The sequence below is a fragment of the Shinella zoogloeoides genome (assembly GCF_033705735.1).
Taxonomy (GTDB): domain Bacteria; phylum Pseudomonadota; class Alphaproteobacteria; order Rhizobiales; family Rhizobiaceae; genus Shinella; species Shinella zoogloeoides_A.
In genome coordinates this window covers 2340334-2360413 of the sequence record NZ_CP131130.1, presented here as the reverse complement: position 1 = coordinate 2360413, position 20080 = coordinate 2340334, and the positions used below count along the sequence as shown (strand labels likewise).

Sequence of the window (20080 nt, the reverse complement as noted above, 5' to 3'; positions counted from 1 at the left end):
TCTCCCCGCAAGCGGGGCGAAGGCGGCAGACGGGAATGGCTTCCGTCCCACCCGTCGCCGAGATGGGAAGACGCCGGTACAACGAAACTCCTTCTCCCCGCTTGCGGGGAGAAGGTCGCGGCAGCGGGATGAGGGGCAATCCCTTACTCTGCCTCGGCCAGTTTCCTCTGCGCCCCTGCAAACAACCGCAGCGATTTCACCCGCGCCTCCATGTCGTGGACCGGCATGGAGGCGATCAGCTCGTCCGCCCGGGTGAGCGCGAGGAAGTCGGCGATCCGGCGCTCGATCTTCTCCGGCCCGCCGACGACGGCATATTGCAGCGTGTGCTCCACCATGATGCGCTCCTGCTCGTTCCAGAAGCCGTCCATGCTGTCGACCGGCGGCGGGAAGGCGCCGGGCGTGCCGCGGCGAAGGCGCACGAAGGATTGCTGCATGGAGGTGAAGAGATAATCGGCCTCCGCATCCGTATCGGCCGCCGCGCCCATCACGCCCACCATGACATGGGGCTTGTCGAGATATTGCGACGGCTCGAAGCGCTCGCGGTAGATTTCCAGCGCGGTCAGCAGCATGTCCGGCGCGAAATGCGAGGCGAAGGCGAAGGGCAGGCCGAGCATGCCGGCCAGATGCGCCGAATAATGGCTGGAGCCGAGCAGCCAGACCGGCACGTTGCTGCCCGCGCCCGGCACGGCGACGACCTTCTGGTCCGGCGCCGGCGGTCCCATGAGCTGCATCAGTTCGATGACGTCCTGCGGGAAATTGTTGGCGGCGCTGTCGAGATTGCGGCGCAGCGCCTGCGCGGTGCGCATGTCCGTGCCCGGGGCGCGGCCGAGGCCGAGGTCGATGCGGTCCGGGAAGAGCGCGGCGAGCGTGCCGAACTGCTCGGCGATGACGAGCGGCGAATGGTTCGGCAGCATGATGCCGCCGGAACCGACGCGGATCGTCTCCGTGCCCGCCGCGACGTGCTGGATGACGAGGGAGGTGGCGGCGCTGGCGATGCCGCGCATGCCGTGGTGCTCGGCGAGCCAGAAGCGCTTGTAGCCGTGCACCTCGGACTCCTGCGCCAGACGGCGAGAATTTTCCAGCGACTGGGCGACGGTGCCGCCTTCGATGACCGGGGACAGGTCGAGGATGGAGAAGGGCACCATGGGAGCGGCCTCTTTGTAAGGGATTTTGATCGCTACCCCATGTAGGTTCAGTTTTCTCGAATCCAAGCAAGGAATTTCCGGAATTCGTATAGTGATGGTTTGTTTTTGTTTTGTTCACATTTCGCTGGCAGGGTCCGCCTGACAGGACTAGGGTTGGACAATGCAGGACACGATTCGCATCATCGGCATCGATCCGGGGCTTCGCCGCACCGGCTGGGGCATTATCGAGACGCTTGGTAATTCGCTGCGCTTCGTCGCCTCGGGTACCGTGACGTCGGATGGCGACATGGATCTCGCTTCGCGCCTCTGCCAGCTCCATGACGGCCTTGCCGAGGTCGTGCACAGCTACCAGCCCGACGAGGCTGCCGTCGAGCAGACCTTCGTCAACAAGGACGCGACGGCAACCCTGAAGCTCGGCCAGGCGCGCGGCATCGCTATGCTGGTGCCGGCCCGCGCGGGCCTGCGCGTTGCCGAATATGCGCCGAACGCCGTCAAGAAGGCGGTGATCGGCGTCGGCCACGGCGAGAAGCAGCAGATTCACATGATGCTGAAAGTGCTGATGCCGAAGGCCACTTTCGTGGGCAACGACGCGGCCGACGCGCTCGCCATCGCCATCTGCCACGCCCACAACCGCCAGGGCCTCTCCGGCCGCCTCGCCAAGCTCGCTGGTTGATTTGTTCTTGACCTGTTCCGGTTGTGACGATAAGTAATACCGCAGAGGTATTACCATGCGTGTGACGGAAAAAGGCCAGGTGACGATCCCGAAGGATATCCGCGACCGGCTCGCCATCGAGCCCGGTTCGGAGGTGGACTTCGTTGTCTCGAACGACGGCGTGATGCTGGTGAAGGTCGGCGACGGCAAAGGCGATTTCAAGGATTTCGACGCCTGGGCGGCCAGCGTCAGGGGAACTTGGGATCTCGACGGCATGACGCCCGACGAATATTTCGAATGGCTGCGGGGGCCGCGTGATGACCTCGACCGTCGTTGATACCAATGTTCTGATCGACATCCTCGGGCCGGATCGTCCGGAACGGGTCTGGTCACTTGCCGCCCTGAAACGGTGCGTGGAAGAGGGGGAGTTGGTTCTCCATTCCGTTGTCTGGTCGGAGCTTGCGGCATCGCCGCTCAGCGAACTGGAGCTGAACCTCGCCTTCGGTTGGCTTCGCATGCGGCGGGAACCCTTTTCCTATGAAGCGGCATTCGCTGCCGGCAAGGCGCACTATGCCTATCGCCGGGCGGGTGGGCTGCGGGAACGTACGCTGCCGGACTTCCTTGTCGGGGCGCATGCTTGCGTGCGTTCCCACCGACTCCTCACCCGCGATGCCGCCCGCTACCGTACCTACTTCCCCGCGCTCGACATCATCTCCCCCGAAACCCATCCCTGACGGACCCATCCATGATCGGCAAACTCAAAGGCACCATCGACGAGATCGGCGAGGACCATGTCGTCCTCGACGTGCACGGCGTCGGCTATGTCGCCCATTGCTCGGCGCGCACGCTCGGCAGGCTCGGCTCGGCCGGGGAGGCGGCCGTGCTGTTCATCGAGACCTATGTGCGCGAGGACCAGTTCCGTCTGTTCGGCTTCCTGACGGCGCTGGAGCGGGAGTGGTTCCGGCTGCTGCAGAGCGTGCAGGGCGTCGGCTCCAAGGTGGCGCTGGCGGTGCTGTCCACGCTGACGCCGGGGGAGCTGGCCAATGCCATCGCGCTGCAGGACAAGACGGCAGTGTCGCGCGCGCCCGGTGTCGGGCCGAAGGTGGCGGTGCGCATCGTCACAGAACTGCGCAACAAGGCGCCGGCCTTTGCGGGCGAGGCCTCGGCCGCCATCGGGCTGAAGCAGGAGATCGGCGAGGGCGTCGCCTCCGCGCCGGTCGCCGATGCGGTGTCGGCGCTCACCAATCTCGGCTATTCGCGCGACCAGGCGGCCAATGCCGTTGCGGCAGCGCTCAAGAACGGCGGGGAGGGGGCGGACAGCGCCAAGCTCATCCGCCTCGGCCTCAAGGAATTGTCGCGGTGATGCCGTTGCCTTCCTCCGCGGACAATGGGATTAGGGCTCGATGAGCGACGACACCAGACTGCTTTCGCCGGACAAGCGCGGCGAGGACATCGATACGGCCCTGCGCCCGCAGACGCTGGACGACTTCACCGGCCAGGCGGAGGCGCGCGCCAACCTCAAGATCTTCATCGAGGCGGCGAAGAACCGCGGCGAGGCGCTCGACCATGTGCTCTTCGTCGGCCCTCCCGGCCTCGGCAAGACGACGCTGGCGCAGATCATGGCCAAGGAGCTCGGCGTCAATTTCCGCTCGACCTCCGGCCCGGTCATCGCGAAGGCCGGCGACCTTGCGGCGCTGCTGACCAATCTGGAAGAGCGCGACGTGCTCTTCATCGACGAAATCCACCGCCTCAACCCGGCCGTTGAGGAAATCCTCTATCCGGCCATGGAGGATTTCCAGCTCGACCTCATCATCGGCGAAGGCCCGGCGGCGCGCTCGGTGAAGATCGACCTGTCGAAATTCACCCTCGTCGCCGCCACCACGCGCCTCGGTCTCCTGACGACGCCGCTGCGCGACCGTTTCGGCATTCCGGTGCGGCTCAATTTCTATACCGTCGAGGAGCTGGAATCGATCGTGCGCCGCGGTGCGCGACTGATGGGCCTCGGCATGACGGACGGCGGCGCGCGGGAGATCGCCCGGCGCGCCCGGGGCACGCCGCGCATTGCCGGCCGGCTGCTGCGCCGCGTGCGCGACTTCGCCGAGGTGGCGCGGGCGGAGGCGGTGACGCAGAAGATCGCCGACGAGGCGCTGACGCGGCTTCTCGTCGACAATATGGGCCTCGACCAGCTCGACCGGCGCTATCTCTCGATGATCGCCCACAATTTCGGCGGCGGGCCGGTCGGCATCGAGACCATCGCGGCGGGGCTTTCCGAGCCACGCGACGCCATCGAGGACATCATCGAGCCCTACATGATCCAGCAGGGCTTCATCCAGCGCACGCCACGTGGCCGTGTTTTAACCGCAAATGCCTGGAAACATCTGGGCCTCACGCCGCCGAAGGATATCGAGGCGTCACAGTTCAGGCTCTTTTCCGAGGACGACTGAGTGATCACCCGCCGCGGTTTGCTGAAGGCCTTTGGAGGCTTGGTTGCCGCGGGTTTCGCCACTTCCGCCTATGCCGTCGGCGTGGAGCCGGTATTGCGGCTCGGCACGACGATCTATCGCATCCGGCCGCCCGGCTGGCCGGAGGGGCAGAAGCTGCGCATCGTCGCGCTGGCCGATGTCCATGCCTGCGATCCCTGGATGAGCGTCGGGCGGATCCGCGCCATCTGCGAGCATGCGAACGCGCTCGGCGGCGATATCATCGTTCTCCTTGGCGATTACGTCTCCGACATGCGCGCCGTCTGGAACCATGTACCGGCCCACGCATGGGCCGGGGCGCTGTCGATCCTGAAGGCGCCGTATGGCGTCCATGCCGTCATCGGCAATCACGACTGGTGGAAGGACGGGGCGGCGCAGGCGGCGGGCGGCGGCGAGACGTTCAGCCACCGCGCCTTGCGGGATGCCGGTATCGCGGTCTATGCCAACCGCGCCGCGCGGATCGAAACGGCATCCGGCGCTTTCTGGCTGGGAGGCCTCGAGGACCAGCAGGCGCTCCATCCCGGGCGAAAATGGAACCGCACGCAGTTCGCCGGGCTTGACGACCTGCCCGGCACGCTCGCGCAGGTGACGGATGACGCGCCCGTCATTCTGATCGCCCACGAGCCCGACATCTTTCCGAGCGTTCCCGCGCGCGTTTCGCTGACGCTCTGCGGCCATACCCATGGCGGCCAGGTCCGGCTTTTCGGTTATGCGCCCGTGGTGCCGTCGCGCTACGGAAACCGCTATGTCTACGGCCATATCGTCGAGGAGGGCCGGCATCTGTGCGTTTCCGGCGGGCTTGGCTGTTCCGGCCTGCCGGTCCGCTTCGGCTCGCCGCCGGAGATCATGGTGATCGAACTCGGCTGAGCGCCGGCCTTGCATTTGCCGCCGCTTTGCGGGAGAGAGGCGGAAAATTCTTGCCGGACACCGATCATGACAGACCTTTCCCATCCTCTTTCTGGCGAACTCAGCGAGGCAGGCCACCGGCTCGTGCAGCGCGTCTATTACGAGGACACGGATTTTTCCGGCGTCGTCTACCATGCCCGCTACCTGCATTTCATGGAGCGCGGGCGGACGGATTACCTGCGTCTGCTCGGCGTCGAGCAGGGCAGCCTCGTTCTGGAGGAGGACCGCGAGGGCCTCGTCTTCGTCGTTCATCGCATGGAGATCGACTTCAAGGCGCCGGCGCGAATGGACGATATCCTGACGATCCTGACGTCCACCGAGAAGGCGGGCGGGGCGAAGATGATCCTCAACCAGGAAATCCGCCGCGGCGACCAGCTTCTGATCGCCGCGCGCGTCATCATCGCGGTCATCAACGCGGCGGGCCGGCCGCGCCGGCTGCCGGAGGCGCTGGCGGCGCGTTTTCTTGCCAAGACGCAAGAAGTTTCGGCCGCGCATTAGCGGTAACACTCCCTTAACCATAATGATGTCTTACTCGACGGGTGAGGATTTTGTGCACTGCACGTCATCCTTTAACCAAAATTGCCGTGAAGAAGGCAGGTTGTAAGCGTTTGACCGGCATGGCGGCCGGCGGCATCAACCGGACATTCTTGACGGACTGCGAAGCGGGTGCGGGACGAAAACCCTGACTGCGACGCGCGTTATCGAATGCCGTAGCGGGTTTATCCTCCCAGAGGCCCGCCACGGCGGAATGTTACCCGGTTGGGCCGCAAAGCGCCCGTGCCGGGTGTTTGGATTCGGGGACATAGGTCTATGGAACAAGTGGGTTTGGAAGCGGCTGGCAGCGTGACCCTGTGGGGTCTCTTCATCCAGGCCGGATTCATCGTGAAGCTGGTCATGCTCGGCCTTCTCGCCGCGTCCGTCTGGACCTGGGCCATCGTGGTCGACAAGTCCGTGAGCTACGGCCGCGCGCGCCGGCAGCTCGACAGCTTCGAGCAGGTCTTCTGGTCGGGTCAGTCGCTGGAGGAGCTCTATCGCACGCTCTCCGACCGGCAGACCACCGGCATGAGCGCCATCTTCGTGGCGGCGATGCGGGAATGGAAGAAGAGCTTCGAACGCGGGGCGCGCTCGCCCATAGGGTTGCAGATGCGTATCGACCGGGCGATGGACGTGACGCTGTCGCGCGAATCCGAAACGCTGGAAGCCCGGCTCGGCTCGCTCGCCACCATCGGCTCGGCGGCGCCCTTCGTCGGCCTCTTCGGCACGGTCGTCGGCATCATGACCTCCTTCCAGGCCATTGCCGGCTCCAAGCAGACGAGCCTTGCGGTCGTCGCGCCGGGCATCGCCGAGGCGCTGCTCGCCACCGCCATCGGCCTCGTCGCCGCCATTCCCGCGGTCATCGCCTACAACAAGTTCTCCGCCGACGCCGGCAAGCTGACGGCGCGCATGGAGGGCTTTGCGGACGAGTTCTCGGCCATCCTCTCGCGCCAGATCGACGAGAAGCTGCAGCCGCGCGCTGCGGCGCAGTAAAACGCGGCGTTCAGGACAGACGGAGACGACGCCATGGGCATGTCAGTCGGAGCGAAGAATTCAGGCGGCGGCCGCCGCCGCCGCGGGGGCGGTAAAAGGGCCCCGATGAGTGAGATCAACGTGACGCCGATGGTCGACGTCATGCTCGTGCTGCTCATCATCTTCATGGTCGCAGCCCCCTTGATGACCGTCGGCGTGCCGCTCGACCTGCCGAAGACGCAGGCCAAGGCCCTCAACGCCGATACGCAGCCGATCACCGTTTCGGTCAAGGCCGACGGCCAGGTCTTCCTGCAGGAAACCGCGATCCCGATCGAGGAGGTCGCCGCCAAGCTCCAGGCCGTGGCCACCACGGGCTATACCGAGCGTATCTTCGTGCGCGGCGACGGCAATGCGCCCTATGGCGTCATGGCCGACGTCATGTCGCGCATCCAGGCCGGCGGCTTCACCAATATCGGCCTCGTCACCGAGCAGAAACCGGACAGGTAATCGCACGCCATGAAGGGCAGCCTTGCCACATCCGCCGTCATCCACGCCGTGGTCCTCACCTGGGCGCTGGTTTCGCTCGGCAGTCCCGAGAGCTTCGACGTCGCCGATGTCGAAGCCCTGCCGGTCGATATCGTGTCGATCGAGGAGCTGACGCAAATTCAGCAGGGCGACAAGAAAGCCGAAATGAAGGAAAAGGCCGCCCCCGTTCCGACCAAGAAGCAGACGTCGGTCGAGAACGCGGAAAATGTCGGCGACAACGAGATCGACCTGAAGAACCTGCCGACGCCGGAAGAAAAGCCGCGCGACATCGAGACCGCCGCCTCGCCGGAAAAGGCCGAGAAGGTCGTCCAGACGCCGGACAGCAAGCCCGTCGAGGAGGCAAAGCCGGTCGAAAAGGCGAGCGAGCCCTCGACCGAGGTCGCCGCCCTTCCCGAGGCCAAGCAGGAGGTCAAGCCCGACCCGAAGCCCGAGGCGAAGCCGGCTGAAGACAAGCCCGCCGAGGACCCGGAAGCCGAGGCGCTGCCGGACAAGGTGCCGCTGCCCGAGATGAAGCCGAAGGTCGAGACGGCCAAGGCCGAGCCGGAGAAGAAGCCGGAAGAGAAGAAGACCGAGACGGCGAAGGCCCAGACGGCCAAGACGCCCGACCGCAAGAAGGACGAGAAGAAGAAGCAGGAGAAGGCGAGCTCGCTGAACGACAGCGACTTCAACGCCGACGAGATCGCCGCGCTTCTCAACAAGGAAAAGGCGGCCGGCGGCGGCGCCAAGCGCTCGCAGGAACAGGCGGCGCTCGGCGGCAAGAAGACGACGACCGGCACCAAGCTTTCGATGAGCGAGATGGACGCGCTGCGCGGCCAGATCCAGAACAACTGGTCGATCATCCCCGGCCTTTCGGATGCCGCCGACGTGCGCATCAAGGTCACGATGCAGCTCGACCAGAACGGCGACATCATCGGCGAGCCGGAAGTCGTGGCGACCGGCGGCTCGGAAGCTGCCCGCCGCGCGCTTGCCGGCGGCGCGCGCCGCGCCATCATGAAATCGCGGCCCTTCAAGGGGCTGCCCCCGGAAAAATACGATGCCTGGAGCGAAGTCGTCGTGAACTTCGATCCGAGCGAAATGATGTAGGAACTAGGAAGGCCTAGATAGATGTACAGACGCAATCTTCTTCGTTTGCTGGTCGTGCTGACCGGCCTTGCGGTCTCTCTGCCGCAGGCCTTTGCGAAGGTCGAAATCAACATCAACAAGGGCAATGTCGAGCCGCTGCCGATCGCCGTGACGGACTTCGTCGCCGGCGGCGACCTCGGCCAGCGCATCACCGACGTCATCGCGGCCGACCTCAAGCGCTCCGGCCTCTTCGCGCCGGTCAACAAGCAGGCCTTCATCGAGAAGATCTCCAATCCGGACCAGCCGCCGCGCTTCGACGACTGGAAGGTCATCAACGCGCAGGCGCTCGTCACGGGCCGCGTGACGCAGGAGGGCGACGGGCGCCTGCGCGCCGAGTTCCGCCTCTGGGACACCTTCGCGGGCCAGCAGCTCACCGGCCAGCAGTTCTACACGCAGCCGGAAAACTGGCGCCGCGTGGCGCATATCATCGCCGACGCGATCTATGAGCGCCTGACGGGCGAGAAGGGCTACTTCGACACCCGCATCGTCTATGTCGCCGAAAGCGGCCCGAAGACGGCCCGCAAGCGCCAGCTCGCCATCATGGACCAGGACGGCTTCAACGCCCGCGCGCTGACGAATTCCAACGAGCTGGTCCTGACGCCGCGCTTCTCGCCGAGCCGCCAGGAAATCACCTACATGTCCTTCGAGGGCAACCAGCCGCGCGTCTACCTGCTTCAGCTTGAGACGGGGCAGCGCGAGGTGGTCGGCAACTTCCCGGGCATGACCTTTGCGCCGCGCTTCTCGCCGGATGGCCAGCGCGTCATCATGAGCCTGCAGCAGGAAGGCAACGCCAATATCTACACGATGGACCTGCGCTCGCGCACCACGACGCGGCTGACTTCCACCGCCGCGATCGACACCTCGCCCTCCTATTCGCCCGACGGTAGCCAGATCGTCTTCGAAAGCGACCGCGGCGGCCGGCCGCAGCTCTACGTGATGGGCGCCGACGGCTCAGGCCAGCGCCGCATCTCCTTCGGCGACGGTTCCTATTCCACGCCGGTCTGGTCCCCGCGCGGCGACCTCATCGCCTTCACCAAGCAGTCGGGCGGCAAGTTCTCCATCGGCGTGATGAAGACGGACGGTTCGGGCGAGCGCATCCTGACCTCGGGCTTCCACAATGAAGGCCCGACCTGGGCGCCGAACGGCCGCGTGCTGATGTTCTTCCGCCAGTCGGCCGGCGCGGGCGGCCCGCAGATCTACTCGATCGATCTGACGGGCTACAACGAGCAGCTCATCCAGACGAAGGGCTTCGCTTCCGACCCGGCCTGGTCGCCGCTGCTCGAATAGTCTTCGGAGCATCACAATTCGAGGCGGGTCTGCCGCGTTCTTGCCGCAAAGTCCTGTAAATCAGGCCACACGGCGAGAGGCGGCAGGCCCGCTTCCGTTTCTGCATGTCGCGCGGACATGTGCTCTGGTTTCGCGCTCCGACATGCAAGGCATGATGAAATGCGAGGGGCCGGGGACGGTCTTACAAGCAATCGTTAACCATAACCGTTGAAGGCGGATTAACCGCTCCGGGTTACAGTCTGGCAACCCTGATTGAAACCTGACGCTTCAACGAACTTGACGCAAGAACTGATGCAAGGAGACCGGCTCATGAGCCGCATTCATACTCCGGCCGCTGGCCGCATGCAGACCATCGCCCGCAACCCGGTGATGATCGCGCTCGTCATGACGCTCGCCCTGGCGGGCTGCGCCTCCAAGAAGAACCTGCCGAACAGCGCCGGCGACCTCGGCCTCAACGGCGCCGGCGGCGCTGCCACGCCCGGCTCGCAGCAGGACTTCACGGTCAATGTCGGCGACCGCATCTTCTTCGACACCGACTCCACGTCGATCCGCGCAGACGCCGCCGCGACGCTCGATCGCCAGGCCCAGTGGCTGCAGCGCTACCCGAACTACGCGATCACGGTCGAAGGCCATGCCGACGAACGCGGCACGCGCGAATACAACCTGGCGCTCGGCGCACGCCGCGCGGCTTCCACCCGCCAGTATCTCGCTTCGCGCGGTATCCCGGCAAACCGCATCAAGACGATCTCCTACGGCAAGGAACGTCCGGTCGCCGTCTGCGACGACATTTCCTGCTGGTCGCAGAACCGTCGTGCCGTCACCGTTCTCGGCGGCGCGGGCATGTAATTCCCCTTCCGGGAACACATGGAAAAGGCGGCCTTGCGGCCGCCTTTCTTTTTTCAACACACTTTGGCCGAACTCCGTTGCTTTTTGAGAGTATTTGGAAAACTCTTCGGCAGCGCTTCGGCGCACAATCGGACCAACAGGACGAAGATAGATGAAGAAACTTGTCGCGGCAGGCGTTCTCAGTCTCGCAGCGGTTGCAGGCACGGTCGGGCCGATCAGCGCATCGCCGCTTTCGACTCTGGCGAACGGCTTCCTTTCCCACAAGAGCCAGGGAGCGGGCAACGGAAACGTGGTTCTCGCGCAGGCCATGGACCCGCGGGTCGGCCAGCTCGAGGAAGAGATCCGCAACCTCAACGGCCGCATCGAGGAAATGAGCTACCAGCTCCTGCAGATGCAGGAACAGATCCGCAAGGCGCAGGAAGACAACGAATATCGCTTCCAGGATCTGGAAAGCGGAAAGGGCAAGGCGGGCGGCAAGAGCGGCGCGCTCGACAAGCCGGTCAATGGCGGAACGCCCGACCAGCAGATCGCCTCGAACCGGGTACCGGCGGATGACACCGCCGGGGCCGCCACGCTCGGCCAGCAGGGCGGCGGTGGCGGCGGCGCGCAGCCGCAGGAACTCGGTTCCATCAAGTTCGACGAGAACGGCAACCCGATCGGCGCCGAGACCAATCCGGACCTGAACAACCAGAGCGCCTCCATCGGCAGCGACAACACGGTGCCGGGCGCCGATACCGGCCTGCCGCAGGCCTCGCAATCCTCCACCGCCTCGCTCGACAATCCCGACGATCTCTACCAGGCGGCCTATGGCCATGTGCTTTCGGGCGACTACCAGGTCGCCGAGCGCGAGTTCCGCGACTATCTCGATGTCTTCCCGAAGAGCGAGAAGGCCGCCGACGCGAACTTCTGGCTGGGCGAGGCGCAGTATTCGCAGGGCAATTTCAACGAAGCCGCCAAGACCTTCCTCAACGCCCACCAGAACTTCTCCAAGTCCAAGAAGGCGCCGGAAATGCTGTTGAAGCTCGGCATGTCGCTTGCCGCCCTCGACAACCGCGAAACCGCCTGCGCGACGCTGCGCGAAGTGAACAAGCGCTACCCGAATGCCTCCAAGGCCGTGAAGAACAAGGTTTCTTCCGAACAGAGCCGCCTGTCCTGCTGATTGCGGACGGAGGCAAGGTCGTGGCCCGCGCGGACAATCCCGCCATCGAGGCAGCCGGCCGCCTGCTGACAAGTTTCAAACGCCCCGCCCGCCTGATGATCGCCGTTTCCGGCGGCAGCGATTCGACGGGGCTTCTCGTGGCGCTCGCCACGCTCTGCGCCACCGGGCGCCATCCACACATTACCCTTTCGGCCTGCTCCGTCGACCATGGCCTTCGCGCCGGCTCGGCCGGGGAGGCCGCTGCCGTCGCAGCGCTTTGCGTGCGCCACGGCGTTCCCCATGTCATCCGGCGCTGGCAGGGCGCAAAGCCGCAGGCCGGCCTCCAGGCCGCCGCCCGCGCGAAACGCTACGAGCTTCTTTGCGACGCGGCTGTGGAAATGCAGGCGGATGCCATCCTTTCCGCCCATACGCGCGACGACCAGGCCGAGACCGTCGCCATGCGCGCAGCGCGGGCGGCGGACGGCATCGGGCTTTCCGGCATGGCGGATGCGGTTCTTCTCGACGGTGCGGTCTGGCTGCTGCGTCCCTTCCTCGGCATCGACCGGGAGGCGATCCGCTCGTTTCTTCGCGAGAAGGGCGAAGGCTGGATCGACGACCCGAGCAATGCCAATCCCCGTTTCGAGCGGGTGCGCATCCGCACACGGGGCGATGCGGCGGCCGTACCGCCGACGCCGGGCGAGCGGCTTTTGCTCGCGCAGCGCGCGGCAGGGTTCCTTTTCGGCAATGTGCGGGCGGAGCAGGGCCTTTTCGTGCTTGCGCCGGCCGCGGTCGAGACGGCGCTCGCCGATCCTGCCGGCTGGCGGGGCCTGCTGCTGCTGGCGGCGACCGCCGGCGGGCGGGTGCATGTGCTGGAAACCCGCTCGGCCGGCCGGCTGCGGACCTTCCTTGCCAGCGGCACACTGTCGCGGATGACGGCCGGGCGCGTCGTGTTCGACCGCCGCCGCGACGGGCTCTATCTCTACCGCGAGTGCAGGGAGATCGCTCCTCTCGTCCTGCCTGCCGGGGCGGCGGGCGTTTGGGACGGCCGGTTTCGCCTCGCCAACGGGACGCGGCGCACGATCATCGTCTCGGCGGCCGGGCAGGTGGCGGTGGAAGGCCTTCAAGGCCCTGCTCTCAGGGCTCGCCATGCTGCGCCCTGCCTGAAATTCGAGGACGGTGCGCCGGTGGATGCGGGCGCGGTGGATGTCGTGCCGGTGATCTCGCCCTATGCGCGATTCCTTCCCCGATTCGACCTGCCGGCTGCGCAGGCGCTCGCGCAGCTTGCCGGTTGCCCGCCTTTTGCGTCTCCGCCGAACGAATGAAGGCGCAGGCTGAAGCGTTGTGGTAGCATGACGTCAAGCGCCGGCATCGGGATGGTCCGCAAGGGGCCGTTCGGGCCGGCCTGTTGACGATAGTTTGAGAAAAGCCCCCGGGGCCGAGCGCTTTGCCTTGGCAAGGCCGCAAGGCGACCCTATGTTAGGCGGGAGAGAAGCGGTCAGGAGCCCTTGGCCGAGAAAGTGCCCGGAAAGCTCGATGAATCCTAACTTCCGAAACTTCGCCCTCTGGGCGATCATTGCCCTTCTGCTGATCGCGCTGTTCAGCATGTTCCAGACGAGCCCGACGCAGACCGGCTCGCGGGAAATCCCGTATTCGCAGTTCCTCAAGGAAGTGGACTCGAGCCGGGTCAAGGAAGTCGTCATCACCGGCGAGAAGATCGTCGGCAGCTATGTCGAGACCGGCGCGACCTTCCAGACCTATGCGCCGAACGGCGACAATTCGCTCGTCCAGCGTCTGGAGGCGAAGAACGTCGTCGTCAGCGCGCGTCCCGAGACGGATGGTTCCTCCGGTTTCCTCAGCTATATCGGCACGCTGCTGCCCATGCTGCTGATCCTCGGCGTCTGGCTGTTCTTCATGCGCCAGATGCAGGGCGGCTCGCGCGGGGCGATGGGCTTCGGCAAGTCCAAGGCGAAGCTTCTGACCGAAGCGCATGGCCGCGTCACCTTCGCGGACGTCGCGGGCGTGGACGAGGCCAAGCAGGATCTGGAAGAGATCGTCGAGTTCCTGCGCGATCCCCAAAAGTTCCAGCGCCTCGGCGGGCGCATTCCGCGCGGCGTGCTGCTCGTCGGCCCGCCCGGCACCGGCAAGACGTTGCTCGCCCGCTCGGTCGCGGGTGAGGCGAATGTGCCGTTCTTCACCATTTCGGGCTCCGACTTCGTGGAAATGTTCGTCGGTGTCGGCGCAAGCCGTGTCCGCGACATGTTCGAGCAGGCCAAGAAGAACGCGCCCTGCATCATCTTCATCGACGAAATCGACGCCGTCGGCCGCCATCGCGGCGCCGGCCTCGGCGGTGGCAACGACGAGCGCGAGCAGACGCTGAACCAGCTCCTCGTCGAGATGGACGGCTTCGAGGCGAACGAGGGCATCATCCTCATCGCCGCGACCAACCGTCCCGACGTCCTCGACCCGGCGCTGCTGCGTCCCGGCCGCTTCGACCGTCAGGTCGTGGTGCCGAACCCGGACATCGTCGGCCGCGAGCGCATCCTCAAGGTGCATGTCCGCAACGTGCCGCTGGCACCGAATGTCGACCTCAAGGTTCTTGCGCGCGGCACGCCCGGCTTCTCCGGCGCCGATCTCATGAACCTCGTCAACGAAGCCGCCCTGATGGCCGCGCGCCGCAACAAGCGCCTCGTCACCATGCAGGAATTCGAGGACGCCAAGGACAAGATCATGATGGGCGCCGAGCGCCGCTCTTCGGCCATGACCGAGGCGGAAAAGAAGCTCACCGCCTATCACGAGGCCGGCCACGCCATCGTCGCGCTCAAGGTGCCGCTCGCCGATCCGCTGCACAAGGCCACGATCATTCCGCGCGGCCGCGCGCTCGGCATGGTCATGCAGCTCCCGGAAGGTGACCGCTATTCCATGAGCTACAAGTGGATGGTCTCGCGCCTCGCCATCATGATGGGCGGCCGTGTCGCCGAAGAGATCACCTTCGGCAAGGACAACATCACCTCGGGCGCGTCCTCGGACATCGAGCAGGCCACCAAGCTTGCCCGTGCCATGGTCACCCAGTGGGGCTTCTCCGACCAGCTCGGTCAGGTCGCCTATGGCGAGAACCAGCAGGAAGTGTTCCTCGGCCATTCGGTCGCGCAGCAGAAGAACGTGTCCGAAGCGACCGCGCAGAAGATCGACAACGAGATCCGTCGCCTGATCGACGAGGCCTATGCCGAGGCCAAGCGGATCATCACCGAGCAGAACCACGAATTCGTGGCGCTCGCCGAAGGCCTGCTCGAATACGAGACGCTGACGGGCGACGAGATCAAGGCGCTGATCCGCGGCGAGAAGCCGGCGCGCGACCTTGGCGACGACACGCCGCCGCATCGCGGCTCGGCCGTTCCGAAGGCCGGCCAGAAGAAGGGCGGCGAACCGGAAAGCGGAATGGAACCGCAGCCGCAGTAATCGCCGCGACAGGAAACATGAAAACGGCCGGGAAATCTTTCCCGGCCGTTTTCTTTCGGTAACGCAGTGTAATGAATTCTGATTCCGGGACGGGTGTTCTTTGCCCGGTTTTGTGGCAAAGAAGCGCAAAAGCTACGCGTCTTAAGCTTAAGGTTACCCGAGGGGGCTAGTATGCTCGCCTCGTTGGTGCCTCACGGAAGGCACCTTGGACGCGGCAGATGGGGCGCGTATCGCGCCGGCACGGCGGCATGCCGCCCGGCCGGCGAATTCAGGAGCGAACATGAAACGTCGTTACTTCGGCACGGATGGCATCCGGGGTCAATCCAACACCTTCCCGATGACGCCGGACCTTGCCATGCGGGTCGGTATCGCCGTCGGCACGATCTTCCGGCGCGGCGCGCACCGTCACCGGGTGGTGATCGGCAAGGACACGCGCCTTTCCGGCTACATGCTGGAAAACGCCATGGTGGCGGGCTTCACCGCGGCCGGCATCGACGCCTTCGTCCTCGGCCCGATCCCCACGCCGGCCGTCGCCATGCTGACGCGGTCGCTGCGCGCCGATATCGGCGTGATGATCTCGGCCTCGCACAATCCCTTCTACGACAACGGCATCAAGCTCTTCGGCCCGGACGGCTACAAGCTCTCCGACGAGCTGGAGATGGAGATCGAGGACCTGCTCGAAAAGGACATGATGGCGCAGCTCGCCAAGTCCGCCGAGATCGGCCGGGCCAAGCGCATCGACGGCGTGCACGACCGCTATATCGAGCATGCCAAGCGTACGCTGCCGCGCGATGTCACGCTCCAGGGCCTGCGCGTCGCCATCGACTGCGCCAATGGCGCGGCCTACCGCGTGGCGCCGGCTGCGCTCTGGGAGCTCGGCGCGGATGTCGTGACCATCGGCAACGAGCCGGACGGCCTCAACATCAACCTCGAATGCGGCTCGACCCATCCGGAAACGCTGCAGCGCAAGGTGCATGAGGTGCGCGCCGATATCGGCATCGCCCTCGACGGCGACGCCGACCGCGTGCAGATCGTCGACGAGAACGGCAAGATCATCGACGGCGACCAGCTGATGGCCGTCATCGCCGAAAGCTGGGCGGAGGACGGCATGCTGCGTGGCGGCGGCATCGTCGCGACCGTCATGTCCAATCTCGGTCTCGAACGCTTCCTTACGGACAAGGGCCTTGGCCTCCAGCGCACCAAGGTCGGCGACCGCTATGTCGTCGAGCACATGCGCCAGCACGACTACAATGTCGGCGGCGAGCAGTCCGGCCATATCGTTCTGTCCGATTTCGGCACGACCGGCGACGGCCTCGTGGCGGCGCTGCAGATCCTTGCCTGCGTTAAGCGCAGCGGCAGGACGGTAAGCGAGGTCTGCAACCGTTTCGAGCCGGTGCCGCAGGTGCTGAAGAATGTCCGCGTCCAGGCCGGCCAGCCGCTGGAAGACGCGACGGTCCGCCAGGCCATCGCGGATGCGGAAAGCCAGCTTGCCAGGAACGGCCGCCTGCTCATCCGCCCCTCCGGCACGGAGCCGCTGATCCGCGTGATGGCGGAAGGCGACGACCGCGCCCAGGTGGAGCGCATCGTGGACGAGCTCGTCGGCGTCATCGGCGCGGTGCGCAGCGCCGCCTGAACGGATCGACCGCTATTTTTGAAGGCCGGGGCTTCGCTCCGGCCTTTTCTATTGGTTGCAAGTCGAAGAGTGCTCTTTACTTAAAGATTTTCCGAATTTGTGAATGGTTGTTAACGGATAGAGTAAACTTTTGTAGTTAATCGGGCCTTAACCTTTCTTCGCCATTATCCATAGCCGATCGAGGGACTTGGAAAGCCGGCTTGCCGGGCGTGCCAAGCACAAGCCTATTGGAGCAAGGCCATGAGGAAAGTTTTGAGTGGCATCGTCGCCGTCCTGCTGACAGGCACGTCGGGTTACGCGGCCGATCTGTATGAGCCGCAGGTCATCGAGGCCCCGGTGCAGGAGACCGCCATTGTCGAGACCAGCGGCTGGTATCTGCGCGGCGATGCGGGCTGGTCGTACAACAAGATGCGCGGTGCGCATTATTTCCAGGGATCGAACGGCAACGACGTCGATTTTGACTATACGCGGCTGAAAAGCGGCTTTGTCATCGGCGGCGGCGTTGGTTACCAGATCAACGACCACTTCCGTACCGACGTGACGCTCGACTATATGTTCAAGTCGAACTTCCGGGGCGGCACGACCGGCCTGTGCGGCGCGGTGCCTTGCCATTCGACCGATCGCTCGGGAATGTCCGCTCTCAGCCTGCTCGCCAATGCCTATGTCGATATCGGCCACTATGGTGTCTTCACGCCTTACGTCGGCGGCGGTATCGGCGGTTCCTATGTGAAGTGGAACAAGTTGAACAACACGATCTGCGATGACCCGGCCAATCCGGGTTGCACCACGACCGAACATGGCGGCAAGAAGAGCTGGCGCTTTACCTACGCGCTCATGGCCGGTGCTTCGATCGACCTGACCTGCAATCTCAAGGCTGACGTTGGCTATCGCTTCCGCCACATCACCAAGGGCGCGATGTTCGGCTTCAAGAACAACGGCGGCCCCGGTTACGACAAGGGCTTCTACAGCCATGAGGCGCGTGCCGGTCTGCGTTACTCCTTCAACGGCTGCGAAACGGCGACCTATATCCCGCCGGCCGATATTCCGATCGAGCAGCCGGTCTACAAGTAAGCCGCCTCGTCGGATGAATTTTCAGGGCCGCCCTTCGGGGCGGCCTTTTGCATTCCGGCGCGGCGGGGAGGGGCTTAACGGTTTCTTCATTCCTTAAGAAATATGGTTAACCGACGGTGTATGGCGGCGTGAGGCGGCCGGCACCGGGTCACCGCCGGGCTACCCGGTCTTCAGGGAATCGAGACATGTTCCGCCGCTTCGCATCGTTTGGCATGGCCGCCGTCGCAGCTTTCATCGCGACAAGCGCCGTTGCCGGCGACATCGAGATCATCGACGCGCCGGAAATCGACGTGTCGAAAAGTGCCAGTGCGCAAGGCTGGTACATTCGCGGCGATCTCGGCTATTCCGGCTGGATCAAGGGCGACCGGCCTCGCCTGACGGATGCGGGCGGCACGCGGGATTTCGATACGGCGCGCTTCTCCCGGCCGCTCTCCTACGGCGTCGGCATCGGCTACCAGTTCAGCGACCTGCTGCGTGGCGATGTGACCGCCGATTTTTCCAAGGACGGCTTCAAGGGCAGCGCTGCCTGCGCCGGCGGTCCCTGTGCCTTCAAGGCGGATTATTCCGCCGCCGGCCTGATGGCGAACGGCTATATCGACCTCGGCACGCTCGCCGGCTTCACGCCTTATCTCGGGGCGGGGCTCGGCGCGACCTGGCTCGACTGGCGGAACCCTGCCTGCTCGGGCGCAGGTTGCCCCGGCGTGGAAGGGCGGGACGGCCTGCGCTTTACCTATGCGCTGATGGCTGGCGCCTCCGTGGATCTCACCTCCCGCGTCAAGCTCGACTTCGGCTATCGCTTTTCCGGCATGGGCGGCGGCAAGGCCTTCCGCTCCGCCGCAGGTGACGTGGAGATCCGCGACCACGGGCTGCACAAGCACGAATTCCGTGTGGGGCTGCGCGTTCCTCTCTGGTAAGACATCGTCCAGCAGTTTTCACGGCGCGTCGGGCAACCGGCGCGCCGTTCCATTGCGTCCTATTATTTTTCGATCGCGACATATTCCGCTTGACTTGAAAACGGCTCTCCCATATCCACGGCGGCGGGACACTCCTCCCCAACGAGGAGCTATCTATCTGGAAGGATAGCGATCATGACGAAGACCGTCACACCGCCGGACGTGCGTCCGAACAATACCCATTTCTCTTCTGGCCCGTGCTCGAAGCGCCCCAACTGGTCGCTCGAAGCGCTTTCCGATGCCCCGCTCGGTCGCTCGCACCGCGCCAAGATCGGCAAGACCAAGCTCAAGCAGGCCATCGATCTCACCCGCGAAGTCCTGGAAGTGCCGGCGGATTACCGCATCGGCATCGTGCCGGCCTCCGATACCGGCGCCGTCGAAATGGCGCTGTGGTCGCTGCTCGGCCCGCGCGGCGTCGACATGGTCGCCTGGGAAAGCTTCGGTTCGGGCTGGGTTTCGGACGTCGTGAAGGAGCTGAAGCTCCCCGACACCCGCAAGATCACGGCCGATTACGGCCTGCTTCCCGACCTTTCCACGATCGATTTCGACCGTGACGTGGTCTTCACCTGGAACGGCACGACCTCCGGCGTGCGCGTTGCCAATGCCGACTTCATCCCGGCGGACCGTAAGGGCCTCACCATCTGCGACGCGACTTCGGCCGCCTTCGCGCAGAACCTCGATTTCGCCAAGCTCGATGTCGTCACCTTCTCCTGGCAGAAGGTTCTCGGCGGCGAGGGCGCACATGGCGTCATCATCCTGTCGCCGCGCGCCGTCGAACGCCTCGAAAGCTATACGCCGGCCTGGCCGATGCCGAAGATCTTCCGCATGACCAAGGGCGGCAAGCTGATCGAGGGCATCTTCCAGGGCGAGACGATCAACACGCCCTCCATGCTCTGCGTCGAGGACTATATCGACGCGCTTGTCTGGGCGAAGGAAGTCGGCGGCCTCAAGGGCCTGATGGCCCGCGCCGATGCGAACGCCAAGGTCATCTTCGATTTCGTCGAGAAGAACGACTGGATCGCCAATCTCGCCAGGGATCCGGCGACGCGCTCCAACACCTCCGTCTGCCTGACGATCGCCGACAAGGACGTGCTGGCGCTCGACGCGGATGCACAGGCGGCTTTCGCCAAGGGCCTCGTCTCGCTGCTCGACAAGCAGGGTGTCGCCTATGACATCGGCGCCTATCGCGATGCCCCGTCGGGCCTTCGCATCTGGGCCGGCGCCACTATCGACACCGCCGACCTCGAGGCGCTGATGCCCTGGCTGACCTGGGCCTTCGAGACCCAGAAGGCGACGCTTTCCAAGGCTGCGGCCTGATTTCGCGACTGGCTTCGTCCCC

Annotated in this window: 20 protein-coding genes; 19 read left to right on the top strand and 1 reads right to left on the bottom strand. The window is 65.1% G+C overall.

The annotated features are described in order from the left end of the window. Positions 1-143: 143 nt before the first annotated feature. The gene (locus ShzoTeo12_RS11840) at positions 144-1145 is read right to left on the bottom strand and encodes an LLM class flavin-dependent oxidoreductase (RefSeq protein WP_318909834.1); all 1002 of its coding nucleotides are present in this window, start codon (positions 1143-1145) and stop codon (positions 144-146) included. A 160-nt stretch (positions 1146-1305) separates the two neighbouring features. On the opposite strand from ShzoTeo12_RS11840, the gene ruvC reads away from it, so the two are divergent. The 19 genes from ruvC to ShzoTeo12_RS11745 all read left to right on the top strand — a co-directional run bounded on the left by ruvC (position 1306) and on the right by ShzoTeo12_RS11745 (position 20058). Further along, a complete protein-coding gene (ruvC, locus tag ShzoTeo12_RS11835; RefSeq protein ID WP_318909833.1) occupies positions 1306-1818 on the top strand; it encodes a crossover junction endodeoxyribonuclease RuvC in 513 nt (170 codons plus the stop codon). Positions 1819-1873: 55 nt separating this feature from the next. After that, on the top strand, positions 1874-2134 hold the full coding sequence (locus tag ShzoTeo12_RS11830; protein WP_318909832.1) for an AbrB/MazE/SpoVT family DNA-binding domain-containing protein: 261 nt from the start codon (positions 1874-1876) through the stop codon (positions 2132-2134). Continuing rightward, the gene (locus ShzoTeo12_RS11825; protein ID WP_318909831.1) at positions 2115-2531 is read left to right on the top strand and encodes a type II toxin-antitoxin system VapC family toxin; all 417 of its coding nucleotides are present in this window, start codon (positions 2115-2117) and stop codon (positions 2529-2531) included. Before ShzoTeo12_RS11830 ends, ShzoTeo12_RS11825 begins: the two co-directional genes overlap by 20 nt. A gap of 11 nt (positions 2532-2542) precedes the next feature. Then, positions 2543-3160, top strand: a complete 618-nt coding sequence (ruvA, locus tag ShzoTeo12_RS11820) for a Holliday junction branch migration protein RuvA (protein ID WP_203316022.1) — start codon at positions 2543-2545, stop codon at positions 3158-3160. 40 nt (positions 3161-3200) lie between these two features. After that, positions 3201-4241, top strand: a complete 1041-nt coding sequence (ruvB, locus tag ShzoTeo12_RS11815) for a Holliday junction branch migration DNA helicase RuvB (protein ID WP_119256721.1) — start codon at positions 3201-3203, stop codon at positions 4239-4241. Next, positions 4242-5144 carry a metallophosphoesterase gene (locus ShzoTeo12_RS11810; RefSeq protein ID WP_318909830.1) on the top strand — a complete coding sequence of 301 codons (903 nt, stop codon included), beginning with the start codon at positions 4242-4244 and terminating at the stop codon, positions 5142-5144. Between the two features lie 66 nt (positions 5145-5210). Next, positions 5211-5681 carry a tol-pal system-associated acyl-CoA thioesterase gene (gene ybgC, locus ShzoTeo12_RS11805; RefSeq protein WP_318909829.1) on the top strand — a complete coding sequence of 157 codons (471 nt, stop codon included), beginning with the start codon at positions 5211-5213 and terminating at the stop codon, positions 5679-5681. A 312-nt stretch (positions 5682-5993) separates the two neighbouring features. Further along, on the top strand, positions 5994-6710 hold the full coding sequence (gene tolQ, locus ShzoTeo12_RS11800) for a protein TolQ (RefSeq protein WP_119256724.1): 717 nt from the start codon (positions 5994-5996) through the stop codon (positions 6708-6710). A gap of 33 nt (positions 6711-6743) precedes the next feature. Continuing rightward, positions 6744-7196, top strand: coding sequence for a protein TolR (tolR, locus tag ShzoTeo12_RS11795; RefSeq protein WP_119256725.1), 453 nt, complete (start codon positions 6744-6746; stop codon positions 7194-7196). Between the two features lie 9 nt (positions 7197-7205). Beyond that, complete coding sequence (locus ShzoTeo12_RS11790; RefSeq protein WP_318909828.1) at positions 7206-8318, top strand: hypothetical protein; 1113 nt, start codon at positions 7206-7208, stop codon at positions 8316-8318. A 21-nt stretch (positions 8319-8339) separates the two neighbouring features. Next, entirely contained in the window at positions 8340-9644 is a 1305-nt protein-coding gene (tolB, locus tag ShzoTeo12_RS11785; RefSeq protein ID WP_119256727.1) for a Tol-Pal system beta propeller repeat protein TolB, read from the top strand. Positions 9645-9953: 309 nt separating this feature from the next. Beyond that, positions 9954-10490 carry a peptidoglycan-associated lipoprotein Pal gene (gene pal / locus ShzoTeo12_RS11780; protein WP_119256728.1) on the top strand — a complete coding sequence of 179 codons (537 nt, stop codon included), beginning with the start codon at positions 9954-9956 and terminating at the stop codon, positions 10488-10490. A 151-nt stretch (positions 10491-10641) separates the two neighbouring features. Next, the gene (gene ybgF, locus ShzoTeo12_RS11775; RefSeq protein ID WP_119256729.1) at positions 10642-11649 is read left to right on the top strand and encodes a tol-pal system protein YbgF; all 1008 of its coding nucleotides are present in this window, start codon (positions 10642-10644) and stop codon (positions 11647-11649) included. A gap of 20 nt (positions 11650-11669) precedes the next feature. Next, positions 11670-12950: a tRNA lysidine(34) synthetase TilS gene (gene tilS, locus ShzoTeo12_RS11770; protein WP_318909827.1), complete on the top strand. Its 1281-nt coding sequence runs from the start codon at positions 11670-11672 to the stop codon at positions 12948-12950. 211 nt (positions 12951-13161) lie between these two features. Beyond that, positions 13162-15084: an ATP-dependent zinc metalloprotease FtsH gene (gene ftsH, locus ShzoTeo12_RS11765; RefSeq protein ID WP_119256731.1), complete on the top strand. Its 1923-nt coding sequence runs from the start codon at positions 13162-13164 to the stop codon at positions 15082-15084. Between the two features lie 280 nt (positions 15085-15364). Next, positions 15365-16717 (top strand): phosphoglucosamine mutase, encoded by a 1353-nt coding sequence (glmM, locus tag ShzoTeo12_RS11760; protein ID WP_119256732.1) that lies wholly within the window; start codon positions 15365-15367, stop codon positions 16715-16717. 240 nt (positions 16718-16957) lie between these two features. Beyond that, the gene (locus ShzoTeo12_RS11755; RefSeq protein ID WP_318909826.1) at positions 16958-17788 is read left to right on the top strand and encodes an outer membrane protein; all 831 of its coding nucleotides are present in this window, start codon (positions 16958-16960) and stop codon (positions 17786-17788) included. Positions 17789-17973: 185 nt separating this feature from the next. Next, entirely contained in the window at positions 17974-18702 is a 729-nt protein-coding gene (locus tag ShzoTeo12_RS11750; RefSeq protein WP_318909825.1) for an outer membrane protein, read from the top strand. A gap of 174 nt (positions 18703-18876) precedes the next feature. After that, positions 18877-20058, top strand: a complete 1182-nt coding sequence (locus ShzoTeo12_RS11745) for a phosphoserine transaminase (protein WP_318909824.1) — start codon at positions 18877-18879, stop codon at positions 20056-20058. Positions 20059-20080: the final 22 nt, after the last annotated feature.

Bases quoted from the DNA above. Each gene is read 5' to 3' on its own strand.
- ShzoTeo12_RS11830 (WP_318909832.1), top strand. From the start codon at position 1,874: ATGCGTGTGACGGAAAAAGGCCAGGTGACGATCCCGAAGGATATCCGC.
- ruvA (WP_203316022.1), top strand. From the start codon at position 2,543: ATGATCGGCAAACTCAAAGGCACCATCGACGAGATCGGCGAGGACCAT.
- ShzoTeo12_RS11790 (WP_318909828.1), top strand. From the start codon at position 7,206: ATGAAGGGCAGCCTTGCCACATCCGCCGTCATCCACGCCGTGGTCCTC.
- ShzoTeo12_RS11745 (WP_318909824.1), top strand. From the start codon at position 18,877: ATGACGAAGACCGTCACACCGCCGGACGTGCGTCCGAACAATACCCAT.
- ruvB (WP_119256721.1), top strand. From the start codon at position 3,201: ATGAGCGACGACACCAGACTGCTTTCGCCGGACAAGCGCGGCGAGGAC.
- ShzoTeo12_RS11750 (WP_318909825.1), top strand. From the start codon at position 17,974: ATGTTCCGCCGCTTCGCATCGTTTGGCATGGCCGCCGTCGCAGCTTTC.
- pal (WP_119256728.1), top strand. From the start codon at position 9,954: ATGAGCCGCATTCATACTCCGGCCGCTGGCCGCATGCAGACCATCGCC.
- tolQ (WP_119256724.1), top strand. From the start codon at position 5,994: ATGGAACAAGTGGGTTTGGAAGCGGCTGGCAGCGTGACCCTGTGGGGT.
- ruvC (WP_318909833.1), top strand. From the start codon at position 1,306: ATGCAGGACACGATTCGCATCATCGGCATCGATCCGGGGCTTCGCCGC.
- tolB (WP_119256727.1), top strand. From the start codon at position 8,340: ATGTACAGACGCAATCTTCTTCGTTTGCTGGTCGTGCTGACCGGCCTT.
- tolR (WP_119256725.1), top strand. From the start codon at position 6,744: ATGGGCATGTCAGTCGGAGCGAAGAATTCAGGCGGCGGCCGCCGCCGC.
- ybgF (WP_119256729.1), top strand. From the start codon at position 10,642: ATGAAGAAACTTGTCGCGGCAGGCGTTCTCAGTCTCGCAGCGGTTGCA.
- ShzoTeo12_RS11755 (WP_318909826.1), top strand. From the start codon at position 16,958: ATGAGGAAAGTTTTGAGTGGCATCGTCGCCGTCCTGCTGACAGGCACG.
- ShzoTeo12_RS11840 (WP_318909834.1), bottom strand. From the start codon at position 1,145: ATGGTGCCCTTCTCCATCCTCGACCTGTCCCCGGTCATCGAAGGCGGC.
- ftsH (WP_119256731.1), top strand. From the start codon at position 13,162: ATGAATCCTAACTTCCGAAACTTCGCCCTCTGGGCGATCATTGCCCTT.
- ShzoTeo12_RS11825 (WP_318909831.1), top strand. From the start codon at position 2,115: ATGACCTCGACCGTCGTTGATACCAATGTTCTGATCGACATCCTCGGG.
- glmM (WP_119256732.1), top strand. From the start codon at position 15,365: ATGAAACGTCGTTACTTCGGCACGGATGGCATCCGGGGTCAATCCAAC.
- ybgC (WP_318909829.1), top strand. From the start codon at position 5,211: ATGACAGACCTTTCCCATCCTCTTTCTGGCGAACTCAGCGAGGCAGGC.